The organism is Sulfidibacter corallicola, assembly GCF_017498545.1.
Taxonomy (GTDB): Bacteria; Acidobacteriota; Holophagae; order Acanthopleuribacterales; family Acanthopleuribacteraceae; genus Sulfidibacter; species Sulfidibacter corallicola.
Genome location: NZ_CP071793.1, coordinates 6,474,874 through 6,493,679 on the forward strand (window position 1 = coordinate 6,474,874; position 18,806 = coordinate 6,493,679).

Here is an 18,806-nt window from a genome sequence, read left to right on the forward strand (position 1 = left end):
TAACTTGTTTGTGTTGAGTGGTTTGTGGGGATCTTGTAAAAATGGTAGCCAATGACTTGACTTGGTTGTCATACCTTTTTGACGGTACTCCGACGGATGTTTTTTGCCTCCTGGATGACCAAATACCTTTTCACTTTCATTGATTTAGGTTACACTTTGCCACCTTGAGGGATTTGGGTTCGCCTCGTTTTGGGCTTTCAATCCGGTCTGTCGGGATGAGATCTCTTCTTTATTTGGGATTCATGAAGCGGTTGGGTACCGCTGAATGAAGAGGTCTTGGCTGACAACCGTCCGCGCATACAGGATTTTTCACGCTGATTCATGAATCGAATGACGAGCGTGAGGTCCATGTGCGGCCATCCTGTATCCATGATTCATCTACACGAGTTTCATCGTCATGGAGGATTGAAAGTAGTTATGAATAAAAGGCTTATTTTTGCCATTCGCAGCTTGTTGCTGCTTGGGTCCGTGATTCTGCCCGCAATGGCTCAGCAGACGGGCAGTATCAACGGCAGTGTTGTCGACGGTAGCGATGAACCCCTGCCAGGTGTTGTCATCACCCTCGAATCTCCCGCATTGCAGGGAACCCGCAGTGCTGTATCCGCCGAAACCGGCCACTTTCTGGTGCGGTTGTTGCCGCCCGGAATCTACACCCTGACGGCGACCATGCCTGGCATGCGCACCGTCAAATTGGAAACCCGCGTATCCGTCGCGTCGGCCACCCGCCCACGTATCGTGATGGAACCGGATACCCAGACCGAGACGATGGTCGTCATGGCCGACCGGATTTTCGAGTTGGACACCACCCAGGTGGCCACCAACTTCGAAAGCGAATTCGTCGAAAAACTGCCCCGCGATCGCGGCAACCTGGAAGACGTGGCCAAATTGGCGCCCGGGGTCAAGGACAGTGCCTTCGGCGGGATCACCATCAACGGTGCCCAATCCACCGAAAACGTCTTTTTCCTCAACGGTGCCCTGATCAACGCCGACAACGTGCGCGGCCGCGTCGACAACCTCTTCATCGAGGACGACATCCAGGAATCGCAGGTCATTACCGGGAACGCTTCGGCCGAGTTCGGTTTCTTCGCCGGCGGTCTGGTCAACACCATCACCAAGTCCGGTGGTAACGAGTTCCACGGCACCTTCCGCACCCAATTCACCAACGAGAGCTGGTCCGCGCGAAATCCGCTGCAACTCGAGAGCGGCGATGACAAGGTGAGTCAGGTCAACCAGGAATACACCCTGACCGTCAACGGTCCGATCGTCAAGGATCGCCTGTGGTTCGCTTTCGCCGGCCGCAATTACGATACCGACGAAACCCGTGCCCTGGTGCGCGGCACCGCGATGAGCGACGCGACCGCCGAGATGTTGGATCTTCCCACCGGACAGACCGCTCCGGGTGCGATCTCTTACGACCGCACGCGTGAGCGCGAGCGTTTCCAGTTGAAGTTGACCGGTTCCATCAGCGAAGGGCACACGGTCGTGGCCTCCTACCTGAAGGACGAGGACACCCTCTTCAACCGCGCCACCTTCACCACCCTTCATCCCAGCGGGCTGAACCCCCGCAGCGCCAACCCGTCGGAACTCTACTCCATCAACTACCGCGGCATCATCACGCCGGCGTTCACCGTCGACGCGAACTTCGCGGACCGCGTGCTGGAGTTCGACTCGGGTATCAATACCGATTCCCGCGTCGCCGGAACCTCGGTTCTTCACCGCGACCAGCGCAACGCCTACTCCAACTCCCCGTTCGGCAGCGGCAACGTCATCAACGAGCGCAGCAGCCGCAACTGGAACGTCAAATTCTCCTACTTCTACAACTCCGCCAACCTGGGCTCCCACGACATCACCTTCGGGGTTCAGGAAGTGATGGAGAGCCGCGACGAGGACAACCACCAATCGGCTTCCGGTTGGCAGTTGCGTCCCCGTTGGACGCGCTTCGACGGCGACGACCCGATCGGGGTCTACACCAGTACCGGTACCCGCAACGGTTCGGCCTGGATCATCTATTTCCCGGTCGTCAATCCCTCGCGGGGCAGCGATTTCACCACGCGCGCCGGTTACATCAACGACGTGTGGACGCTCAACGAGCACTGGTACTTCAACATCGGCCTGCGTTACGACGAAAACGACGCCAGAGCCGAGGACGGCCAAGTGCTTTCGAAAACCGACAACGTCAGCCCGCGTTTCACCGTGAACTACGACCTGCGCGGTGACGGTGTCCATCAGTTCAGTGCCGGTTACAACGTCTACACCGGCAAGTTGAACAACGCCGCCCAGGGCGGTTCCACCGCCGGTCAGCCGGCGACCTTCGCCTGGCTCTACGGCGGTCCCCAGACCGAGAGCATCGAAGAGGTTTTCGCCTGGATCGACCAGACCTTCCCCGGCGGCATCGAAGGCGTCGAGAACGTCAACCTCGACACCATCCGCAACCCCCACCTGTTCTTCATCGACTACTCTCCCGACACCTCGCCCGAGAACCTCTCGACCGTGGTTCGCGACGGCGGTCTCAACGGCTTGAGTGTTCAGGAATACTCCCTGGGCTACAAACACAAGCTGGGCCACCGGGGTTACCTGAAGGGCGACATCATTCACCGCGAATACGACGACTTCCTGATCGGCATCATCGATCGGACCACCGGCCAGACCGCGGCCGGCGTGGACCGGACGATTTTGGCCAACGACGACAACGGCGACTACGAGCGCGATTACCTCGGCGTGTCGGTGTCGGGTCAGTACACCTGGGAGAACAACTTCCTGGTGGGCGGTAACTACACCTGGAGCGAAGCCGAGGGCAACATCAACGGCGAGACCTCCGGCAACGGTGCGATCAGTACCACCCGAACCACGACCTATCCCGAGTTCAACCATCCCTTCGTCAATCCCGTCGGTCGCGCGTCCGACTCCAACGAGCATCAGTTGAACCTCTGGGCCAGCTACGACATGCCGACGTCCTTCGGGGACTTCAACTTCTCGCTGCTCCACACCTTCAACTCGGCGCTGCCCTACGGTGTCGTGGGAACCTTGGATATCGCCGCGGATCCCACCGCCTTCGGTTTCCCCAGCTACGACGAGGTGAGCCACTACGCCACACCGCCGCGTTCGGTGACCTACCACTTCACCGACCCCGACGCTTTGGAGTGGGACGATATCCACAGCACCGACCTGGCCGTGAACTACTCCTACATGTTCCGTGAACGCTACGAGTTGTTCCTCCAGATGGAAGTGACCAACATCTTCAACAACGACGGCATCATCGACGGCGACACCACGGTGGACACCGCCGGTGCCGAAGCCTTCAACGTGTTCGACGAAACGCCGCAAGAGGGTGTGCACTACAACCTGGGGCAAAGCTTCGGCAAGGGCACCGCTTCCGGTGATTTCCAGGCGCCGCGCGAGTTCCGGTTCGATGTCGGCGTGAAGTTCTAATCGATTCCCGATCGCATCGGCTCTCTTCGAGTGAGCCGATCGGGTCACCAGCCTTCAATGTTTCGGGCGGAGCCGCGACCATGCGGTTCCGCCCTTTTTTCGTCTAGATCGAAGCCCCGAGCTGCCCTCTATGCGTCGCTGGGTCTCAGGCCCGTCCCCTGATGGCTCGAGTGCAGGTTTTCGCCAGGAAGTCGAGCATTTCCCCGCGATTCTCTTCCAGGTAGAAGTGGCCGCCGTCGAAGGTCTTTACATCGAATGCATTGCTCGTCTGGTCGCGCCAGCCCTGTATTTTTTCCAGCGGGACCGTGGCATCCTGCAGGCCGCCCATCGCCGTGATCGGGCACGGAAGGGGTGGTGCGGGCTGGTACCGGTAACTCGCGGAAAGCTTGAAGTCGGCGCGCAACCCCGGCAGGATCATTTCCAGTAACTCCTTGTGTTCCAGTACTTCGGGCTGCAACCCACCGAAGGCCCCCACTTGCTCGATAAAGGCCTCGTCGGGCAGGTGGTGCAGCGGTGGCACGATGCCGCGCAATTGCGGGGCGTGTCGACCCGATACAAACAGATGAACCGGCTGGACCCTGTGGAAATCCACCAGGTAGCGCGTGAGTTCAAACGAAAGCATGGCGCCGAGGCTGTGGCCGAAAAACGCGAAGGGCGCGTTCTGATAGGGTTGCATCGCCTGGGCGATTTCGTGGATCAGGCTGTCCACGTCCGTGACGTGTGGGTCGCGAAACCGCTCCGCGCGACCCGGTAACTGAACGCCGACCACTTCGATCGAGGCCGGAAGCTCCTTGTCCCAACCTTTGATGAATGTGGCCGATCCGCCACCGTGGTGAAATGCGAACAGGCGTAGCGTGGGCTGGGCGCGCGGTGCGAAGCAACGCAGCCAGGGACTGTTGTATCGAGTCATGGATTCTCCTCGTCGAGAAAAAAGGAATTGAGCGTGGAACCACGTTCGAGCCTTTGCGTTAGGTCGAATTCGCGTGGGCGTGTCCATTTTCTCAGTGGAACACGAGGCTGTTCAACTCCAACGAGGAAAGAATTTCCACTTCACCCGCTTCCTTGCAGCCCTCCAAATCTTCGCGGATGCCCTTGAACAGATCGGCGCGGTGGTCGGATCCCGCCGCGGCCACCCCGACCCAGGCGTTGCGGCCCGAGCGTTTGGCCGCGTACAGCGCGTGATCGGCGATATCGACCACTTGCTCCCAGCTCATGGTCCCGGGCGCATCGCTCAAAAACGGCAGGCAGGCGAAGCCGATCGAGCAGGTGCGGCGCACCGTATCGCCACCCCCGATGGAGAAATGGTGTTTCTCGACCGTCGAGCGAATCCGTTCGGCCACGTCCGGGGCGTTTTCCCGATTGGTGAAACGGCTCACGACCAGGAACTCCTCGCCGCCCCAGCGGACGATGATGTCGGACTGACGACAGGTGTTGACCAGAATCTCCGCGATCTGAACCAGCACGCGATCCCCGGCGGCGTGGCCGTGATTGTCGTTGACCATTTTGAAATGATCCACGTCGAGCAGGAAGAAGATCATGTCCGAGTTGCCGAAGGTATCGGCACCGGGTTCGCTGTAGTCGCGCAACACCTTGTGCACGTCGCGGTGGATGTGTTTGACCAGGAAACGGCGGTTGCGCAACCCGGTGAGCGGATCCGTCAGGCTGACTTCTTCCAGTTTGCGGTAGGCTTCCCGCAATTCCTGGTTCTTGGACCGCAATTCTTCCGATTGCGCCACGATGGCGTCGTTTTTGGTGCGCAACTCCTGCAGGACGCGGGCCTTGGAAATGGCCGCGATCGCGTGTTCCCGGAAACGGTTCAGCTTGTGGGCGTCGGCCGCGTCGAAGGCATCGTGGTCTTCGTTGTTGATCAGGACCAGCACGCCTTCCAGGCGCTCGCGCGGTGCGACCGTCATGACCAGCATCGAACGCGGTGCGATCATGTTGCGCAGCCGCTTGGCGATCGTGATGTCTTCGCAATCGCGAATGACGTAGATGCCCTTTTCGATTTCTTCCTGGTTGTCGACGTCGTGGGTCACCAGTTCCTCGTGCGTGAAGGTGACCGGCCGCAGGTCGTCGAGCACGTAGCCGACACTGGCGGCGAAGCGGTAGACCTCGTCGTCCGGCTCCCACACCAGGAAGGTGGCGCGCTCGGCTTGGGAAAACAGGCTCATGGTGCGGTGCAGCAGGGTCTCGAGGACCTGATTCAGCTCCATCTCGCGGTTGACGGCCTTGACGATGTCGTCCAACGACTCCAGCTCGCTGTTGCGCGCCGCGAGTTCGCGTGTGCGTTCCACGACTTTCAGTTCCAAGTTGCGGTGCGTGTCCAGCAGGCTGATGTGGGTGTTGATGCGCGAGACCAGTTCGTCCTTGGAAATGGGTTTGGTGATGTAGTCGTTGCCGCCGGATTCGAAACCGGCGACCACGTCCGAGATCTGGTGCTTGGCGGCCAGGAAGATGACCGGCAGATCCTGTACGGCGTACATCTCGCGAATCTTGCGGCACACCTCGTAGCCCGACATGCGCGGCATGATCACGTCCAACAGCACCAGGTCGTACTTCTGACCGTTTTGCAGGGCGCGAATGGCCTCGGTTCCGGTGACCATTTCGGTAACGCGGTAACCCATCAGGGTGAGGTGGTTGGCCATCAGGCGCCGGTTCAGCGATTCGTCCTCGACGATGAGGACGTGGAACCGGCGCGGTCTTCCGGGCTCGCGATCGTCCGAATCCTCGCCGCCGGTCGTAGTGCCGGCATCCATGGGAAGCGAGGGGTCGGTGTGTTCGCCGATCAGTTCGTTGACCGTATAGAAGCCGGTCCCGGCTTCGCCGATGGGAAGCGTGAAGAGCACCGTCGTGCCGACGCCTTCGCTGGAATCGATTTCGATGCGGCCTCCGTGCAGTTCCACCAGGCGTTTGGTGATGGCCAGGCCCAGGCTACCGCCGTAGCGGACACGTACGCCCGGTTGGGTTCCGCTTTCGTGGGTGTCGAACACCGTGTCCAGCTTCTCCTCGTTCATGCCCACGCCCGTATCGCTGACGCGAATTTCCACCGTGCCGCCGCGCTGTTTCGCCGATACGCGGACGTGACCCGACTCGGTGAATTTGATGCCGTTGGCGACGAGGTTGATGAGGATTTGCTGGAGCCGATCCTCATCGGCGCGAACCGGCGGCAGGGTGGGCTCGACCGCGTTGACCAGGGCGACGTCCTTGCCGCTGACCAGCGGATGGAGGATGGTCAGCACCACGTCGGTCGCTGCACGCAGGTCCAGGCCGCGAAGATTGAGGTCCAGGCTTTGGTTCTTCAGCTTGGAGAAGTCCATGATGTCGCTGACCAGGTTGACCAGCCGGGTGCCGCTGGCGCGCACCATTTTGAGGTTGGCCCGGGCGCGGTCGCTCAGGTCGCCCGCCACGCCGTCGAGCAGGGATTGCACGATGCCGATCATGCCGTTCAAAGGCGTGCGCAATTCGTGGGAGGTACTGGCCAGGAACTCGTCCTTCAACTTGTCCAGTTGCCGGAGTCCCTTGTTCATGGCGCGCTCGCTCCGAAGCTTCTGTTTCTGGTAGTAGAAGGAGGCCAGGACCAGGCAGAACAGGGCGAAGACATAGAGCCCGTAGGCCCACCAGGTTTGCCAGGGGGGTGGAATGACCGTCAGCATGACCGACGTACCGGCTTCGTTCCAGACCCCATCGTTGTTGGTCGCCCGGACCCGGAAGCGATAGGTGCCCGGATGCAGGTTGGTGTAGGTGACCTCGGTTCGGTGGTCCGCGTCGATCCAATCGCGATCGAAGTTCTCCAGCTTGTAGGCGTAGCGGTTCTTTTCCGGGACCGTGTAATCCAGGGCCACGTAGGCGAAAGTCACCATGGTGTCGTCGTAATTGACCTGGAGGTGGCGAGACGGATCCAGGAGTCCCGTGTGGCGGCTCTGGTTCTGGACCCGGAAGTCCATGATGTGGACCGGTGGCACGTGGGGATTGTCGGCGACCTCTCGAGGTTGGAATCGATTGAAGCCGCGATTGCCGCCGAAGTAGAAGTACCCGTCCTGACTGATGGCCACCGCGCGGGGATTGAAGCCGTACCCCTGCAGGCCGTCGCTCGGGTCGTAGCGGCGAAAGGTCTGCTCTTTGGGATCGAACCGGCACAGGCCGCGGTCGGTGCTGACCCACAGCACGCCGGTATCCTCGCTGAGAATTCCGAAAACGGTGTTGTTGGGCAGGCCGTCGCGGGCCTGGTAGGTGCGGAATACGGCGAGGCCCGGTTCCGAGTCCGGATTGGCCAGCATCGACAAGCCACCGTCGTAGGTGCCGATCCAGATGCGTCCCTCGCGATCCTGATGAAGCGACGCGATGCGGTTGCTCGCCAGGCTTTCCGAGCCGTCGTCGTGGCGAATGAAGCGCGTGAAAATTCCGGTTTTGGGTTCGTAACGGCTGATGCCGCTCTCGTAGGTGCCCAGCCAGAGTCGATCCGCGCGATCGCGAATCACCGAGTTGTAGCGGGGGCGGGCTTCTTCGATCGAGACCTCGTCCGGACCGTCGCAGCGGACGAAGGCCTCTCGGTCGGGCGGAAGCATGCACAATCCGTTGTAGGTCGCGACCCACAATCGAAGCTCCTCGTCCTCCAGCAGTGCCAACACCGTGTTTCCGCTGATCGAATCGGGATCCTCCGGATCGTGGAGATACCGGGTGAAGGTTCCACTGGAGACATCCATGCGGTTGAGGCCGTTGCCGAAGGTTCCGATCCACAGAGATCCGCGCGCGTCTTCCAGAATGCAGCGGATCCGGTTGCCGCTGATCGTGGTGGGGTCGTCCTTGTCGTGGCGGTAGACCACGGGCGGTGCGTTGCCCGAATCGAGGCGGGCCAGGCCGTCCAGGGTACCGACCCACAGCGGGCCGCCGGCCTCCGGGTACAGCGCGTTGACGCGGTTGAGGGCGAGATTGAAGGGATCCTGTTCGCGAATGTGATAGAGCTCGAATTTCGGCGTCTTGAGGTCGATCAGGTTGAGGCCGCCGGTGCGCGTGCCGACCCAGAGAATGCCGCCGTGACCCTGGTGGAGACTGCGGATGTCGTTGTGGGTCAGGCCGTTGCTATCGCTGGGGTTGTAATTGAGAAGCCGGACCCGCCAGAACTCCTCGCCTTCGGCGGGTGGGGTCAGGCGAAAGAGACCCTCGTCCAGGGTGCCGATCCAGATGGCGTCGTCGCGATCCTGAAAAAAAGCGGTGATCGTCGATTGAAGGGGATTGCTTTGATTTGGCGGGAACGGAAGCGGGAGCTTTTCCCCGGTTTCGGAATCCACCCGAGCCACCGATATCTCGCCCCCCAGCCACATGGCACCCTGGTTGTCGCGCATTAGGGCCCTCACCCGGGCGCCCGTCAACCCGCGCGATTCCACCCACGCCTTGTCGTAGTGGGTGACGCGGTCGTTCTCGTCGAGCACGAAGATGCCCTCGTCGGTGCCGGCCCAGATGCTGCCGCGGGCGTCTTCGGCCAGCGACCAGATCCGGGCGTTGTCCAGGCCCGGGTGGCCGCTCATGCGGTCGAAGCTCTTGTCTTCGGGGCGGTACCGGTTCAGGCCGGCCGAACTGGTGCCGATCCACAGGCGTCCGCGGCTGTCGCGCAGCAGGGTCTGCACTTCGTTGTGGCTGAGGCTGGTGGGGTCCAGAGGGTCGTGTTCGTGGTGCACGAAGGTTTCCGTCCCGGGATCGAACCAATCCAGGCCGCCACCCCAGGTTCCCAGCCAGAAGCCGCCGTTTCCGTCGTGGACCATGTCGCTCACGCCATTGGCGTTCAGTGCGTTTTCCCGGCCCGAGCCGTGTTCGTAGGTCACGATGTGGAGCCCGTCGTAGCGGTTCAACCCGTTCTGGGTCCCAAACCACATGAAACCGTGGCGGTCTTGGAGGATGCAGTAGACCGTGGCATGGGACAGTCCGTCCTCGATGCCCAAACTGCGCATGGGAATTTTTTGAAATGCCGAAACCCCGGAGGAGGAAAGAAGCAGCAGCGCGCCGAGGAGATGTATGCTCCACCTCCCATGGCCGGAAAATCCTCTCCTCGTTGGCATCCGTATCTCTCCAGTGGTTTCAGGTACCCGCGACCCTCGAGTTATGGCGATTTGGGCGGAATCGGTGCCGGCACCCTTCTCGACGGGACCTGGCGATGGAGGCCTCGATATGAGCCGGGGCCGCCTCCGAACGCATTTTCTCATTCAAGTTGAGCGAACGCCTCGCGGCTTGGAGAACGGAAGCCTTCCAAAGGTTGCCAAGTCTTTGTCGCCGCGAAGGTTGAATTCAGCGTTTTGCCTGTCGATCACCCATCTTTGGGCAACATTCTACCAAATAACCCACCGCATTCCTGCGCCAGGATGTTTGGTCGCGCGGAAATACTCTTTTTTGGCGATGTCGTCGTGCCGCGTGCGAAGCCGGGGCGAACCCGTCGCGCCGTTTTTCGAGGAAGGGCGCCCTCTTGGCGTCGATTCCGTGTCGTTCGCGAAGGAGGCCATCCTCAGGTGTCGATCTCCAGCGCGGCATAGGCCGATCTGGTCGCTTCCACGAATGCACGCACCGCGAGGCGATCCTTGCGGCCGTCGCAACCTTCCACGCCCGTGTGGACGTCGACCCCGGCGGGTCGCACCGCGGCGATCGCTTCGGCCACGTTGGCGGGATTCAGCCCGCCGGCCAGAATGACCGGTCGGGGCGAGCGCGAAACCAACGCCTCGCTGATCGACCAGTCGTGGGTTTTTCCCGTCGCGCCCGTGGCGCCGGTTGCGGGATCGTAGGTGTCGGTGATGAAGGCGTCGACCCATTCGCCGAGATCGGTGGCCTCGCGGTCGAGTCGCGCCTCGTCGTCGCCGCGCACGATCAGGCTCTTGATGATCCAGAGATCCGGCCGGAGGCGGCGCAGTTCGCGCAGGGCGGCCGGGGCCATCGGCGCGTGTAATTGGACGGATCTCGTGCCCATCTTCTTCAGGAAGCTCGAGATTTCCAGCGGGTCGGTGAGGTAGGTGATCACGACGCCGCGATGTTCGGGCGGCAGGTTTCGAATGATGTCGGCCGCTTCTTCTTCGGAAAGGTCCTCCTTGTGAACCGCCAGCCGAAGGGGAAAGCCCAGAAAGTGCACGCCTTCCTCCCCTAACATCTGCGCCTCGACCCGATCGATGACGCCCGCGATTTGAATGAACGGCTCCCGGCCGGTTGCAAACGGATCCATGTGTACCTCCCTGGCGATGCCGGTTCGTGCCCATTCAGGCCGTTCCGGTATTCGGTGTTCCCCGCTTCGGATGGGCACTAGTCAAATCACAAATGGCCTGGGATGACCAGATGTTTTCGCGTTTGTCTCGAAGCGGCCCTCCTCGTGGGAGCCGGGACCGGGCTCGTGCTAAACTTCATCCGCTCGGGCCGCGCCAATCTGGATGGCTTCCGCCACCTGCTCCCCGCTCCCGCGTGTGACACCCGTTCTTTCCCCGCGAATTGCCGATGGGGAGGCCCGCCCCATCTGGAGTGACACTCATGAATTCATCCCCTTCCCAGCCTACGTCCAGTCCCGATCCCTTCATCGACAGTCCTTTTTTTCGTGGTTTCCTCTTCGTGCTGTTTCTGGTCCTGGTCGCGACGTACGTGGTTCTGATCGATTTCACCAACGAACAGCAGCGCGCCCAGCCACAGGGCATGTCGCCCCAATTCCATTTGTTGGCGCGTTACTCGGTGGGCCTCGGCCAATTGGCGCAAATGGCGGCTCGTGAAGGGCAGGGGACCGACCGCATCTTGCCGGTCGAGACGCGAACCCAGTTGGTGGAGCAACTGCTCCAGGTGGCGCTGACCCCGGACGACCGGCTACGGGCCGTGGTGGTCGTTGCCGAACTGCAGGATCCCGAAACGGCGCGGAACATCCTGAGTGGCGTGCGCGAAGCCGAACCGCCCCTGGAGATTCTGAACACGGCGGACCTGCTCGAGGCCGTGTACGCAGAGCCGGTCGGCACCGTGAATCGCGAAGCTCTGGAAGAACGACTGGGGTGGTATGGCAAGCTGGCGGCCGGCACGCATTTGGTCGAAGACGACCCCTATCGAACCCAACCCAGAATGGCGGCGCTCTCCACCTGCTTGATGGTGATCGTCTGGTTCATGGGTCTTTTGGCCACGTTGGGCGCGGGCGTCGTGGTCTCGGGTTTCGCGATGGTTCAGATGCGGCGCGGCAAGCTGGCGTTTTTCCAGCAAGCGCTCAATCTCCGGTTACCGAAAGGCCGCGGGGCCTTCATGGAGGCCATGGTCCTGTTCATCTGGATCCTGTTGTTCTCGGCGATGCTGCCGGCCTGGATTCCAGCCGCCGTTCGCTTCATGTTCCTCCTGCTCCCGGTGGGCTGGCTGGTGCTGCGCGGTCTCGATCGGCAGCAGATCATCCTGGGTGTCGGCTTGCACGCGGGTAAGGGGATCTGGCGCGAGATGGCCTGCGGCGCGCTGGGATATTTGGCCGGCGTGCCCTTGGCCATGCTGGGTTTCGCGCTTACCTTCCTCATCGTGGGCATCACGGGCAATCAACCGTCGCATCCGATCGTGGAGTCCTTCGCCGGTGCCTCCTGGCTGGATATGCTGGGATTGCTCGTCCTCGTATGTGGCGTGGCGCCCCTGGTCGAGGAGATCCTGTTCCGCGGCATTTTTTACCACTACCTGCGGGGTACCATGGGCGCCTTGATGGCCGCCCTGGTCAGCGGCTTCTTCTTTGCCGTGATCCACCCGCAGGGGTTGGCCGCGATTCCCATGCTGGCTTCGATCGGGATGATCTTCGCGCTGATCCGCGAGTGGCGCGGCTCGCTGATCGGTTCCATGACGGCGCATGCACTGAACAACACCATCCCGGTGACCCTGATGTTCATCATGTTCCACTGAGTCGTGTGTTTCCTGACAGCAACTGAGCGAAGCGAATCGATTGTGAGTTCCCGCATGTTCGATAGGGTCGTGGTGGGGAAGGTGCCGGGCGCGCCGAGGGCGCTGGGCCGACACTTCGAAGTAACCAATCTCAAAGTCCCCGCATCGTGAGAGGGGCGTAAGGCCCGTAGGTTGAGCAGCTTGCTCAACCAGTCGAAGCAACCCAAGCAGCGACAGTCGATTGCGCCAAAGAGCGAAGCACAGAATCTCCCTCGCGACCCCAATCCGAAGTCGAAATGTCCAAGGTCCCCGCATGGTGAGAGCGACGTAAGGCCTGTAGGTTGGCCCGCTGGGCCGACGCGTCGAAGCAACCCAAGCAACAGCAATCAATTGCGGCAAAGAGCGAAGCCGCCCCTTTCCCTCGCGGCGCGCTAACGAAGCCGTGAAGCTCACCGTCTTCGCATGGTGAGAGCGGCGTAAGGCCTGTAGATTGAGCAGTTTGAGGCTGTGTGAAAACGCCGTTCGTGTTTATAGTTTTCAGGTCGGTCAGGTCGGTTTTAAAGCACTTATGCGATGCGACCAAGCCGGATCGAGTCCATCTACGACGTTTTCACACAGCCTCGGCTTGCTCAACCAATCGAAGCGATTTAGCAGCAAAAATGTGCCGTCGAGAGATCTGGGGCCCGACTCAATCTGCGTCGCTTTTTTACCACTCGAACTTGCACAGCCTGGATCGCTTCGGAAAGTCGGCCGGGCCGGCCAACCTACCTGGCACGACGAAACTCTCGGCATTCGGGAACTCCGAGCTAAGTCGTTTCAGGAAAGCCGTTAGGGATCAGAACCGGTAGAGCATCGAGGTGACCCAGGATTTGAAATCGTCCGATTCCACGTAGGCCACGTCCACCTGGATGCGGTTGTTGCGCACGTACCCGATGCCGAGAGTGAAGCCCATCGACTCCTCGTTGTCGCCGGTGTTGTAGATGAAATCCTGAATGTCGAAGAGCTCGCGCAAGTTCTCTTCGTCATCGTTGGGACGACCCACGAACCGCGTCTTGTGGTCCGCCTCGTGGAAGGCGCCGCACCGAAAGGCGTAGATGTCGCGACCGCGCGGCCACAGGTATTCCAGGCCCAGGTGCAGGCTGGGATCGTTGGCGTTTTCGAAGTCGGACTGGGAGAACTGGAAGAAATCGGGGCGTCCGATGTCGATGGTCGACAAGATGGTCAGGTTGTCGCCGCTGAGTTGTTGGTACTGAATCCAATTGACTTCCGCAACCACGGTCCAGAAGTCGTTGGGCTGGAACGCCATCCCGATCTGATAGGAATCCGGGATCTTGAACTGTACCGAGGCTTCCACTTCCGCATCTTCGCCCTGCTCCTGCAGGATCTGGTTGTTGCGGAACACCTCGGGGTAGGTGAATTTCGGCAACCGCTTGGCGGACAGGGCCAGCTTGACCTTGGGGTGGACCTGGTACTGCCAGCCCAGAACGTAGGCCAGTTTGGCGGTGGTGTGGTCCGCGCTGCTCCTGACCTGGTCGTCCAGCAAAATGTCGTCGGACGAAAGCGAGGTACGGTAGATGTAGTCCAAATCCAGTTTGGAAATCGCCAGCGAAACCCCCCACGACATGTGGCCCCAACGACGCGACAAACTGAAACCAAAGGTGTCCAGCCGGATTTTCTCGACGTCGAAGCGGTTGTCGTAGTTGAAGGTATAGTAGTTGTCCGGGGATTCGAATTCCCACAGGCTGGTCTCGATCGAGCGCGAACGCTGGTAATTCAACTGGTTGGTATAAAAGGCGTTCAGGTTGACGTTGCCGCGCGAGATACTGAACGAGGCGAAGGTCAGGTCCTTGAGGCGGCTGCTGTCCACGCCCAACTGGTCGGCGTCGGTGTTGAACGACGAAAGGGTGAAGTATCCGCGTTCGGCCAGCGATTGAAAGGTGTTGTCGTTCTGGCGAAACTCCACCGAGAACTCGGGCGCGTTGAGGACCGCCAAGCCCGCCGGGTTGTTGTACGCCGCCGTGGCCTCGTCCGACAATCCCACGAAGGCGCGTCCCATGGCGTTGGCTCTCGCCCCGGGCGTGGTGAAATCGAAGCGGAACTCGCGGAACACGGTTTCGTCCGTCTGTGAGAAGCTCGTGCCACAAGCCAAAATCAAGAGGAGGGAGGCGGGTATCCACTTGGTCCCAGGTCGGCGGGGACGCTGTGTCGAAGAGGTTTCTATCTGGGCAAATGGATACAAACTCATAGTGCGGATCATATCATTCTCGAGAGGTTCGGTTCCCTAGTTTGTGGCGCTGGCTTCAAGGCTTTCGCGGCGTGTTCGGCCCTTGTGGGACGATGATCGAAAGAAGTTCCATGGAAAGCGGAGCGGCGCCTCGACGAGGAGCCGATGCGGGCTGTGGCTTTCTGTCGGAATACACTTTTGGGCCATGAGTGTGCTGGCGGCTTACAAACACCTGCGAGGCCTTGTCCCGATCACGCTGTAAAAAACGATTAAGCAAGATTGGTCGCATATGAACTCGGTGAGGGTAGATGAGAAACGATTTGGAATCCGTCATTTCTTCCCCTCTATCCGCAATCGGGGGAGACGGTAGGTGGCGGAGCAGACCTTTCTGACGCGCGGAGCTGGGGGCATGCTCGGAATATACGTGATAAATGCTTGATTATCTTTTGGTTGATGCCGATTTCGGTTTGGATCACAGTTTTCTGACATTCGGGCGCCCAGGGCGCACCGCGGGTGCGGCGGCGAACAAGACATAACGGGAAAACCCCGAGTGGGCCTTCAGGAAAATGGGTAAGGTGGCTTGTCCGTTCCAGCCCCCAAATCATATAGGAAACGAGGGCTGGTTGTTACAAAAAAATCAGAACTTTGCGGTTTCTTTCCAGTGTACCTGTAAGCATTTCGCCCTGGATTTCGGGTCAATATTGGGTGTCTGTGATGTGTGTCATGGACCTCGGTGGGGTGTCCACCCAAGAAAAAACCCGGAGTCGCACTGGGACGAATCCGGGTTCGCTTCGAAACCGAGGAATGGGTTCGGGCAACCGCGTCGAGCTGGAACCGGCACTAAGCCGCGGACGATTCGGTCACCCCGAATGGCTCAATGGCCGTTGGCTTCGAGGTTCTTGTTCCACTCGGTCAGTTTGTCGGCCATCTGGCTTTCGAGGCCGCTGGTGTCTCCCTCGATGGTGACGCTCTCCATGACATCGCCACCGGCGATGGCGTTGACCACGTCCTGATCGGCACCGCTTTCGACCGCGCCGAAGACCGCGTGACGGCCGTCGAGCCAGGGGGTGGGCACGTGGGTGATGAAAAACTGGCTACCGTTGGTGTTGGGGCCCGCATTGGCCATGGAGAGAATGCCCGGCCGGTCGTGGATCAGGCTGTCGTCGAACTCGTCGGCGAAACGGTAGCCGGGACCACCGGTACCGGTACCTTGCGGGCAGCCGCCCTGAATCATGAAATCGGGAATGACGCGGTGAAACTTCAGGTTGTCGTAGAAGCCGCGCTTGGCGAGGTTGACGAAATTGGCCACGGTGGCCGGTACCTTGTCGGCGAAAAGGCTGAGGCGAATGGTGCCTTTGTTGGTTTTGATGACTGCGGTTAGCGTTTGGGATTCGCTCATGGTTTCTCCTTGGTCTGGGGCGTGCAGGTCGGCAAACCCGGTTTGATGATATGGCTGAGAACGGCCCGGCATGGAGGCACGGGCCGAATCGACTTGGCCAGGCTCACCCACCCTTGCCTTGGGCAGGTTTTTGAAAACCTAACTTTTTACCATAGCTTTAGCGGGCATTCGCAAGTTGGTTCAACCGATCGACCAAATCGAGCACGTCGATCATGCCGTTTCCGTCGGTGTCGTAGTGCCCGTGGTAGCGGTCGCTGTTGTGCCACATGTCGTAGTTGAAGTCCGGAACCGAATCGTTTTGGCAATCCGCGGTATGGCTCAGGACGATGTCGTCGAGCCACCATCCGGTGCGGTTGACGGAACCGTCGGCGCCGGCGCGCCAGCGGAACCAGATCGTCTTGCCGGCGAAATCGGTCAGATCGACACGGGTCTGGTGCATTTCGCTTCCCGAGTTGCCGTTGAAGGCCTGACGTCCGGAGATCGGATTGACCGAGTCGCGCAGGGTCACGTCGTATCCGGAGATCAGGAAGCGATCGGCATTGGCGGGTACGTCCTCGGTGCCTTCGAGAATGTCGGCCCAATGGCTGCCGTCGAGGCTGTATTCCAGAACCCCGCCGTCCCAGCTAGCTTCGAAGTCGTAGCGGTGCATGAAGCTGAGGAACAGCCTGGCCGCATCGGGCAGGTCGTAGCCTCGAACGAAGGCGATGCTCTGGTCTTGAACCGTCTCCGCGCTTGGGCAATGCAGGTTGCCGTCTTCGCGACTGTGGGACCAGCCGGTGGTGCCGGAATCGGCGTCGCCGGTCATTTCCATGAAGTTGTCGGCATTGTCGGTCAACGTATCCTGGAAGCTGTTGACCTCGGCACCGGTCACGGCCAGGCTCTGGACGATCACGTTGGTCTCTTCGCGACCGCCGCAATTGCCGTCGCCCACCGAGTCGCCGTCTTCGGCGCGGACGATGTAGTAGTAGGTCTGGCCGTTCAACACGTCGACGTCCAAATAGTCGGTCGTGGTCAGGCAGGAGGCCACGCGGTTGACGGGGCCGGGAACGAAATCTTCCACTTCGCCGCGATAGACGTTGTAGCGAATGGATTGACCACAGAAGCCGGAGCCCGCACGCCAGGAGAGCTGCACCGCGCAGGTTTCCTCACCCACGTTGGCGATGGATTCGAGACCGGCGAAGGTGGGCTGTTCCTGGCAGACGCCGGTGGGCGTGACTTCGATGCAGGGCGAGGCTAGGGTTTCGCAACCGTCGAGGAAACCGACGACCGCGTAGTTGTAGGTCAGCGTGCCGGAGACTTCGTTGTCGACGTAACTGGTGGTTTCCAGGGAGGCCGCGAGTTGCGTCATCTCGCGCAGGTCGCAAGTGCCGAGCCCGCGGTAGAGGTTGTACCGCATGTTCTCGCCGTCCAGTGCCGGCCAGGAAAGGGAGACCTGGTTGTCGGCCGTGTTTTCGGCGTTCAGCGAGGTCGGACCGGCGACGGTCGGGCACACCGCGCTGGGAGGCAGGTTGCTGCCGAGATCGGCGATCACCGCATCGATGGTAACGCCGCGGTTGGGATCGCCGCAGTTGAGCGCGCTGCCGCGGCAGTGGTGTAGGGCGATGACGCGATGATCGGAGTAGCCCAAGACCGGAGAACCGGAAGAACCGCCCTGGGTATCGGTCCAATACCCCACTTCGGGAGGCGCACCGGCGTTGCAAGGCGCTTCGGTGACGCTGAACACGTAGGTTAGGCCGTCGGCGTCTTGGGGGTGGGTGGAGGCATTGGCGATCCGCTTGCCCCAACCGGCCGGATGTTGGGGAATGTAGATGCGCTCGCCCAGTTCCGGGCCGGACGCACGCAACTGCAGGAAGCCGTAGGTACCTGCCGCGTCTCCGGCGGATTCGGGCAGCTTGACCAGGGCGTAATCCAGCGGTTCGTTGACTTGCACCAGGTCGACCGCCTCGGCGAGGACGGTGCCGGCACAGGCTCCGCCGGACGCACAATTGGTTTCACAGGTGTCGCCCTCGGCCATCATTTCCACGGTGGAGTTGTCCGCCCAGCTCTGGTTTTCGATACAGTGCTGGTTGGTCATCAGGTGGTTTTCGTCACCGATCAACCAACCGGTACACCAGTAGATGCCGTTGGTGAACAGGCGAGCCACCGCGCGCGAGGACTCGTACATCTCGGGTTCGTCCCCGCTCAGGCACTTCGCTTCCTGGGAGTCGTCGTCGCCGCACAGGGCCCGTTCGAAGTCTTCGTTGAATTCGTGGATTTCGTCGTGGGTGTAGCCGCGCGCGTATTTTTCGATGGTGACCCCGTAGGCGGCGGCGCTACCATAGCTGTAGAGTTCCAGGATCGCGGTATCGCCGGGAATGTGCAGCGCCCAGAAACCAGGGCCCTTGCCCAGGTCCTTGCGGCCGTAGCCGGTGTAGCGGGAGGACCGGCTCCCGTCGGGGCTGCGCACGATCAGGAAATCGCCGGGAGCCAAATCCATTTTGGTGATGTAGGGGCTGATGTATTTGGCGCCGGGATGGTGGATCTCCTGTTGCCAAACCAGTTCGGCCGTTTCGGTCTCGTAGGTCGCATAGGGATGTTCGGTTTCGTTGAGGGTCGGCAATACTTCACCGACGGTAAGGCGGCCACCGGGACGGCCGTCGGGACCCGCGAGCAGGGCGGGGCCCGCAAGGAACAACAGGGCGGCTACGAAAAGACGAGCCGGGAGCAAGCTGGGCTTTTTGCAATTCATATGTTCTCTCTCCGAATGGATCGCTGAAACTCCCGGTGGGCGATCGTTCGAATGATGGGACTCTCGGGTCTTCGGCGCCGATGAAGGACCGAAGGCCCGGCCGAACCATCTTCGAAGGGATCGCGGAAATGATTCGACAATCCTAATAATCGAATATGGGGTATGGATATAGAAAA

Annotated in this window: 8 protein-coding genes; 2 read left to right on the plus strand and 6 right to left on the minus strand. The window is 60.7% G+C overall.

The genetic code is table 11. From position 1 onward, the window contains the following. The first annotated feature begins 417 nt into the window (after nt 1-417). Nucleotides 418-3,429, plus strand: a complete 3,012-nt coding sequence (locus J3U87_RS20135; protein ID WP_237377574.1) for a TonB-dependent receptor — start codon at nt 418-420, stop codon at nt 3,427-3,429. Between the two features lie 145 nt (nt 3,430-3,574). Here J3U87_RS20135 and J3U87_RS20140 read toward each other — a convergent pair whose 3' ends face one another. The 3 genes from J3U87_RS20140 to J3U87_RS20150 all read right to left on the minus strand — a co-directional run bounded on the left by J3U87_RS20140 (nt 3,575) and on the right by J3U87_RS20150 (nt 10,627). Next, the gene (locus J3U87_RS20140) at nt 3,575-4,339 is read right to left on the minus strand and encodes a thioesterase II family protein (protein ID WP_237377575.1); all 765 of its coding nucleotides are present in this window, start codon (nt 4,337-4,339) and stop codon (nt 3,575-3,577) included. 91 nt (nt 4,340-4,430) lie between these two features. Further along, nucleotides 4,431-9,374, minus strand: coding sequence for a two-component regulator propeller domain-containing protein (locus J3U87_RS20145; RefSeq protein WP_237377576.1), 4,944 nt, complete (start codon nt 9,372-9,374; stop codon nt 4,431-4,433). Between the two features lie 548 nt (nt 9,375-9,922). Continuing rightward, nucleotides 9,923-10,627 (minus strand): phosphoribosylanthranilate isomerase, encoded by a 705-nt coding sequence (locus tag J3U87_RS20150; protein ID WP_237377577.1) that lies wholly within the window; start codon nt 10,625-10,627, stop codon nt 9,923-9,925. 299 nt (nt 10,628-10,926) lie between these two features. On the opposite strand from J3U87_RS20150, the gene J3U87_RS20155 reads away from it, so the two are divergent. Beyond that, nucleotides 10,927-12,300, plus strand: coding sequence for a CPBP family intramembrane glutamic endopeptidase (locus tag J3U87_RS20155; protein WP_237377578.1), 1,374 nt, complete (start codon nt 10,927-10,929; stop codon nt 12,298-12,300). Nucleotides 12,301-13,114: 814 nt separating this feature from the next. On the opposite strand, the gene J3U87_RS20160 is transcribed toward J3U87_RS20155, so the two are convergent. The 3 genes from J3U87_RS20160 to J3U87_RS20170 form a co-directional block, all read right to left on the minus strand. Then, the gene (locus J3U87_RS20160; RefSeq protein WP_237377579.1) at nt 13,115-14,389 is read right to left on the minus strand and encodes an OmpP1/FadL family transporter; all 1,275 of its coding nucleotides are present in this window, start codon (nt 14,387-14,389) and stop codon (nt 13,115-13,117) included. Nucleotides 14,390-15,377: 988 nt separating this feature from the next. Beyond that, nucleotides 15,378-15,902: a peptidylprolyl isomerase gene (locus J3U87_RS20165; RefSeq protein WP_272932387.1), complete on the minus strand. Its 525-nt coding sequence runs from the start codon at nt 15,900-15,902 to the stop codon at nt 15,378-15,380. A 157-nt stretch (nt 15,903-16,059) separates the two neighbouring features. Next, the gene (locus J3U87_RS20170) at nt 16,060-18,630 is read right to left on the minus strand and encodes a trypsin-like peptidase domain-containing protein (RefSeq protein WP_237377580.1); all 2,571 of its coding nucleotides are present in this window, start codon (nt 18,628-18,630) and stop codon (nt 16,060-16,062) included. Between the last annotated feature and the right edge of the window lie 176 nt (nt 18,631-18,806).

Excerpts from the sequence above, each read along its gene's own strand:
- J3U87_RS20140 (WP_237377575.1), bottom strand. The coding sequence starts at position 4,339 with ATGACTCGATACAACAGTCCCTGGCTGCGTTGCTTCGCACCGCGCGCC.
- J3U87_RS20135 (WP_237377574.1), top strand. The coding sequence starts at position 418 with ATGAATAAAAGGCTTATTTTTGCCATTCGCAGCTTGTTGCTGCTTGGG.
- J3U87_RS20150 (WP_237377577.1), bottom strand. The coding sequence starts at position 10,627 with ATGGATCCGTTTGCAACCGGCCGGGAGCCGTTCATTCAAATCGCGGGC.
- J3U87_RS20155 (WP_237377578.1), top strand. The coding sequence starts at position 10,927 with ATGAATTCATCCCCTTCCCAGCCTACGTCCAGTCCCGATCCCTTCATC.
- J3U87_RS20165 (WP_272932387.1), bottom strand. The coding sequence starts at position 15,902 with ATGAGCGAATCCCAAACGCTAACCGCAGTCATCAAAACCAACAAAGGC.
- J3U87_RS20145 (WP_237377576.1), bottom strand. The coding sequence starts at position 9,374 with ATGCGCAGTTTGGGCATCGAGGACGGACTGTCCCATGCCACGGTCTAC.
- J3U87_RS20170 (WP_237377580.1), bottom strand. The coding sequence starts at position 18,630 with ATGAATTGCAAAAAGCCCAGCTTGCTCCCGGCTCGTCTTTTCGTAGCC.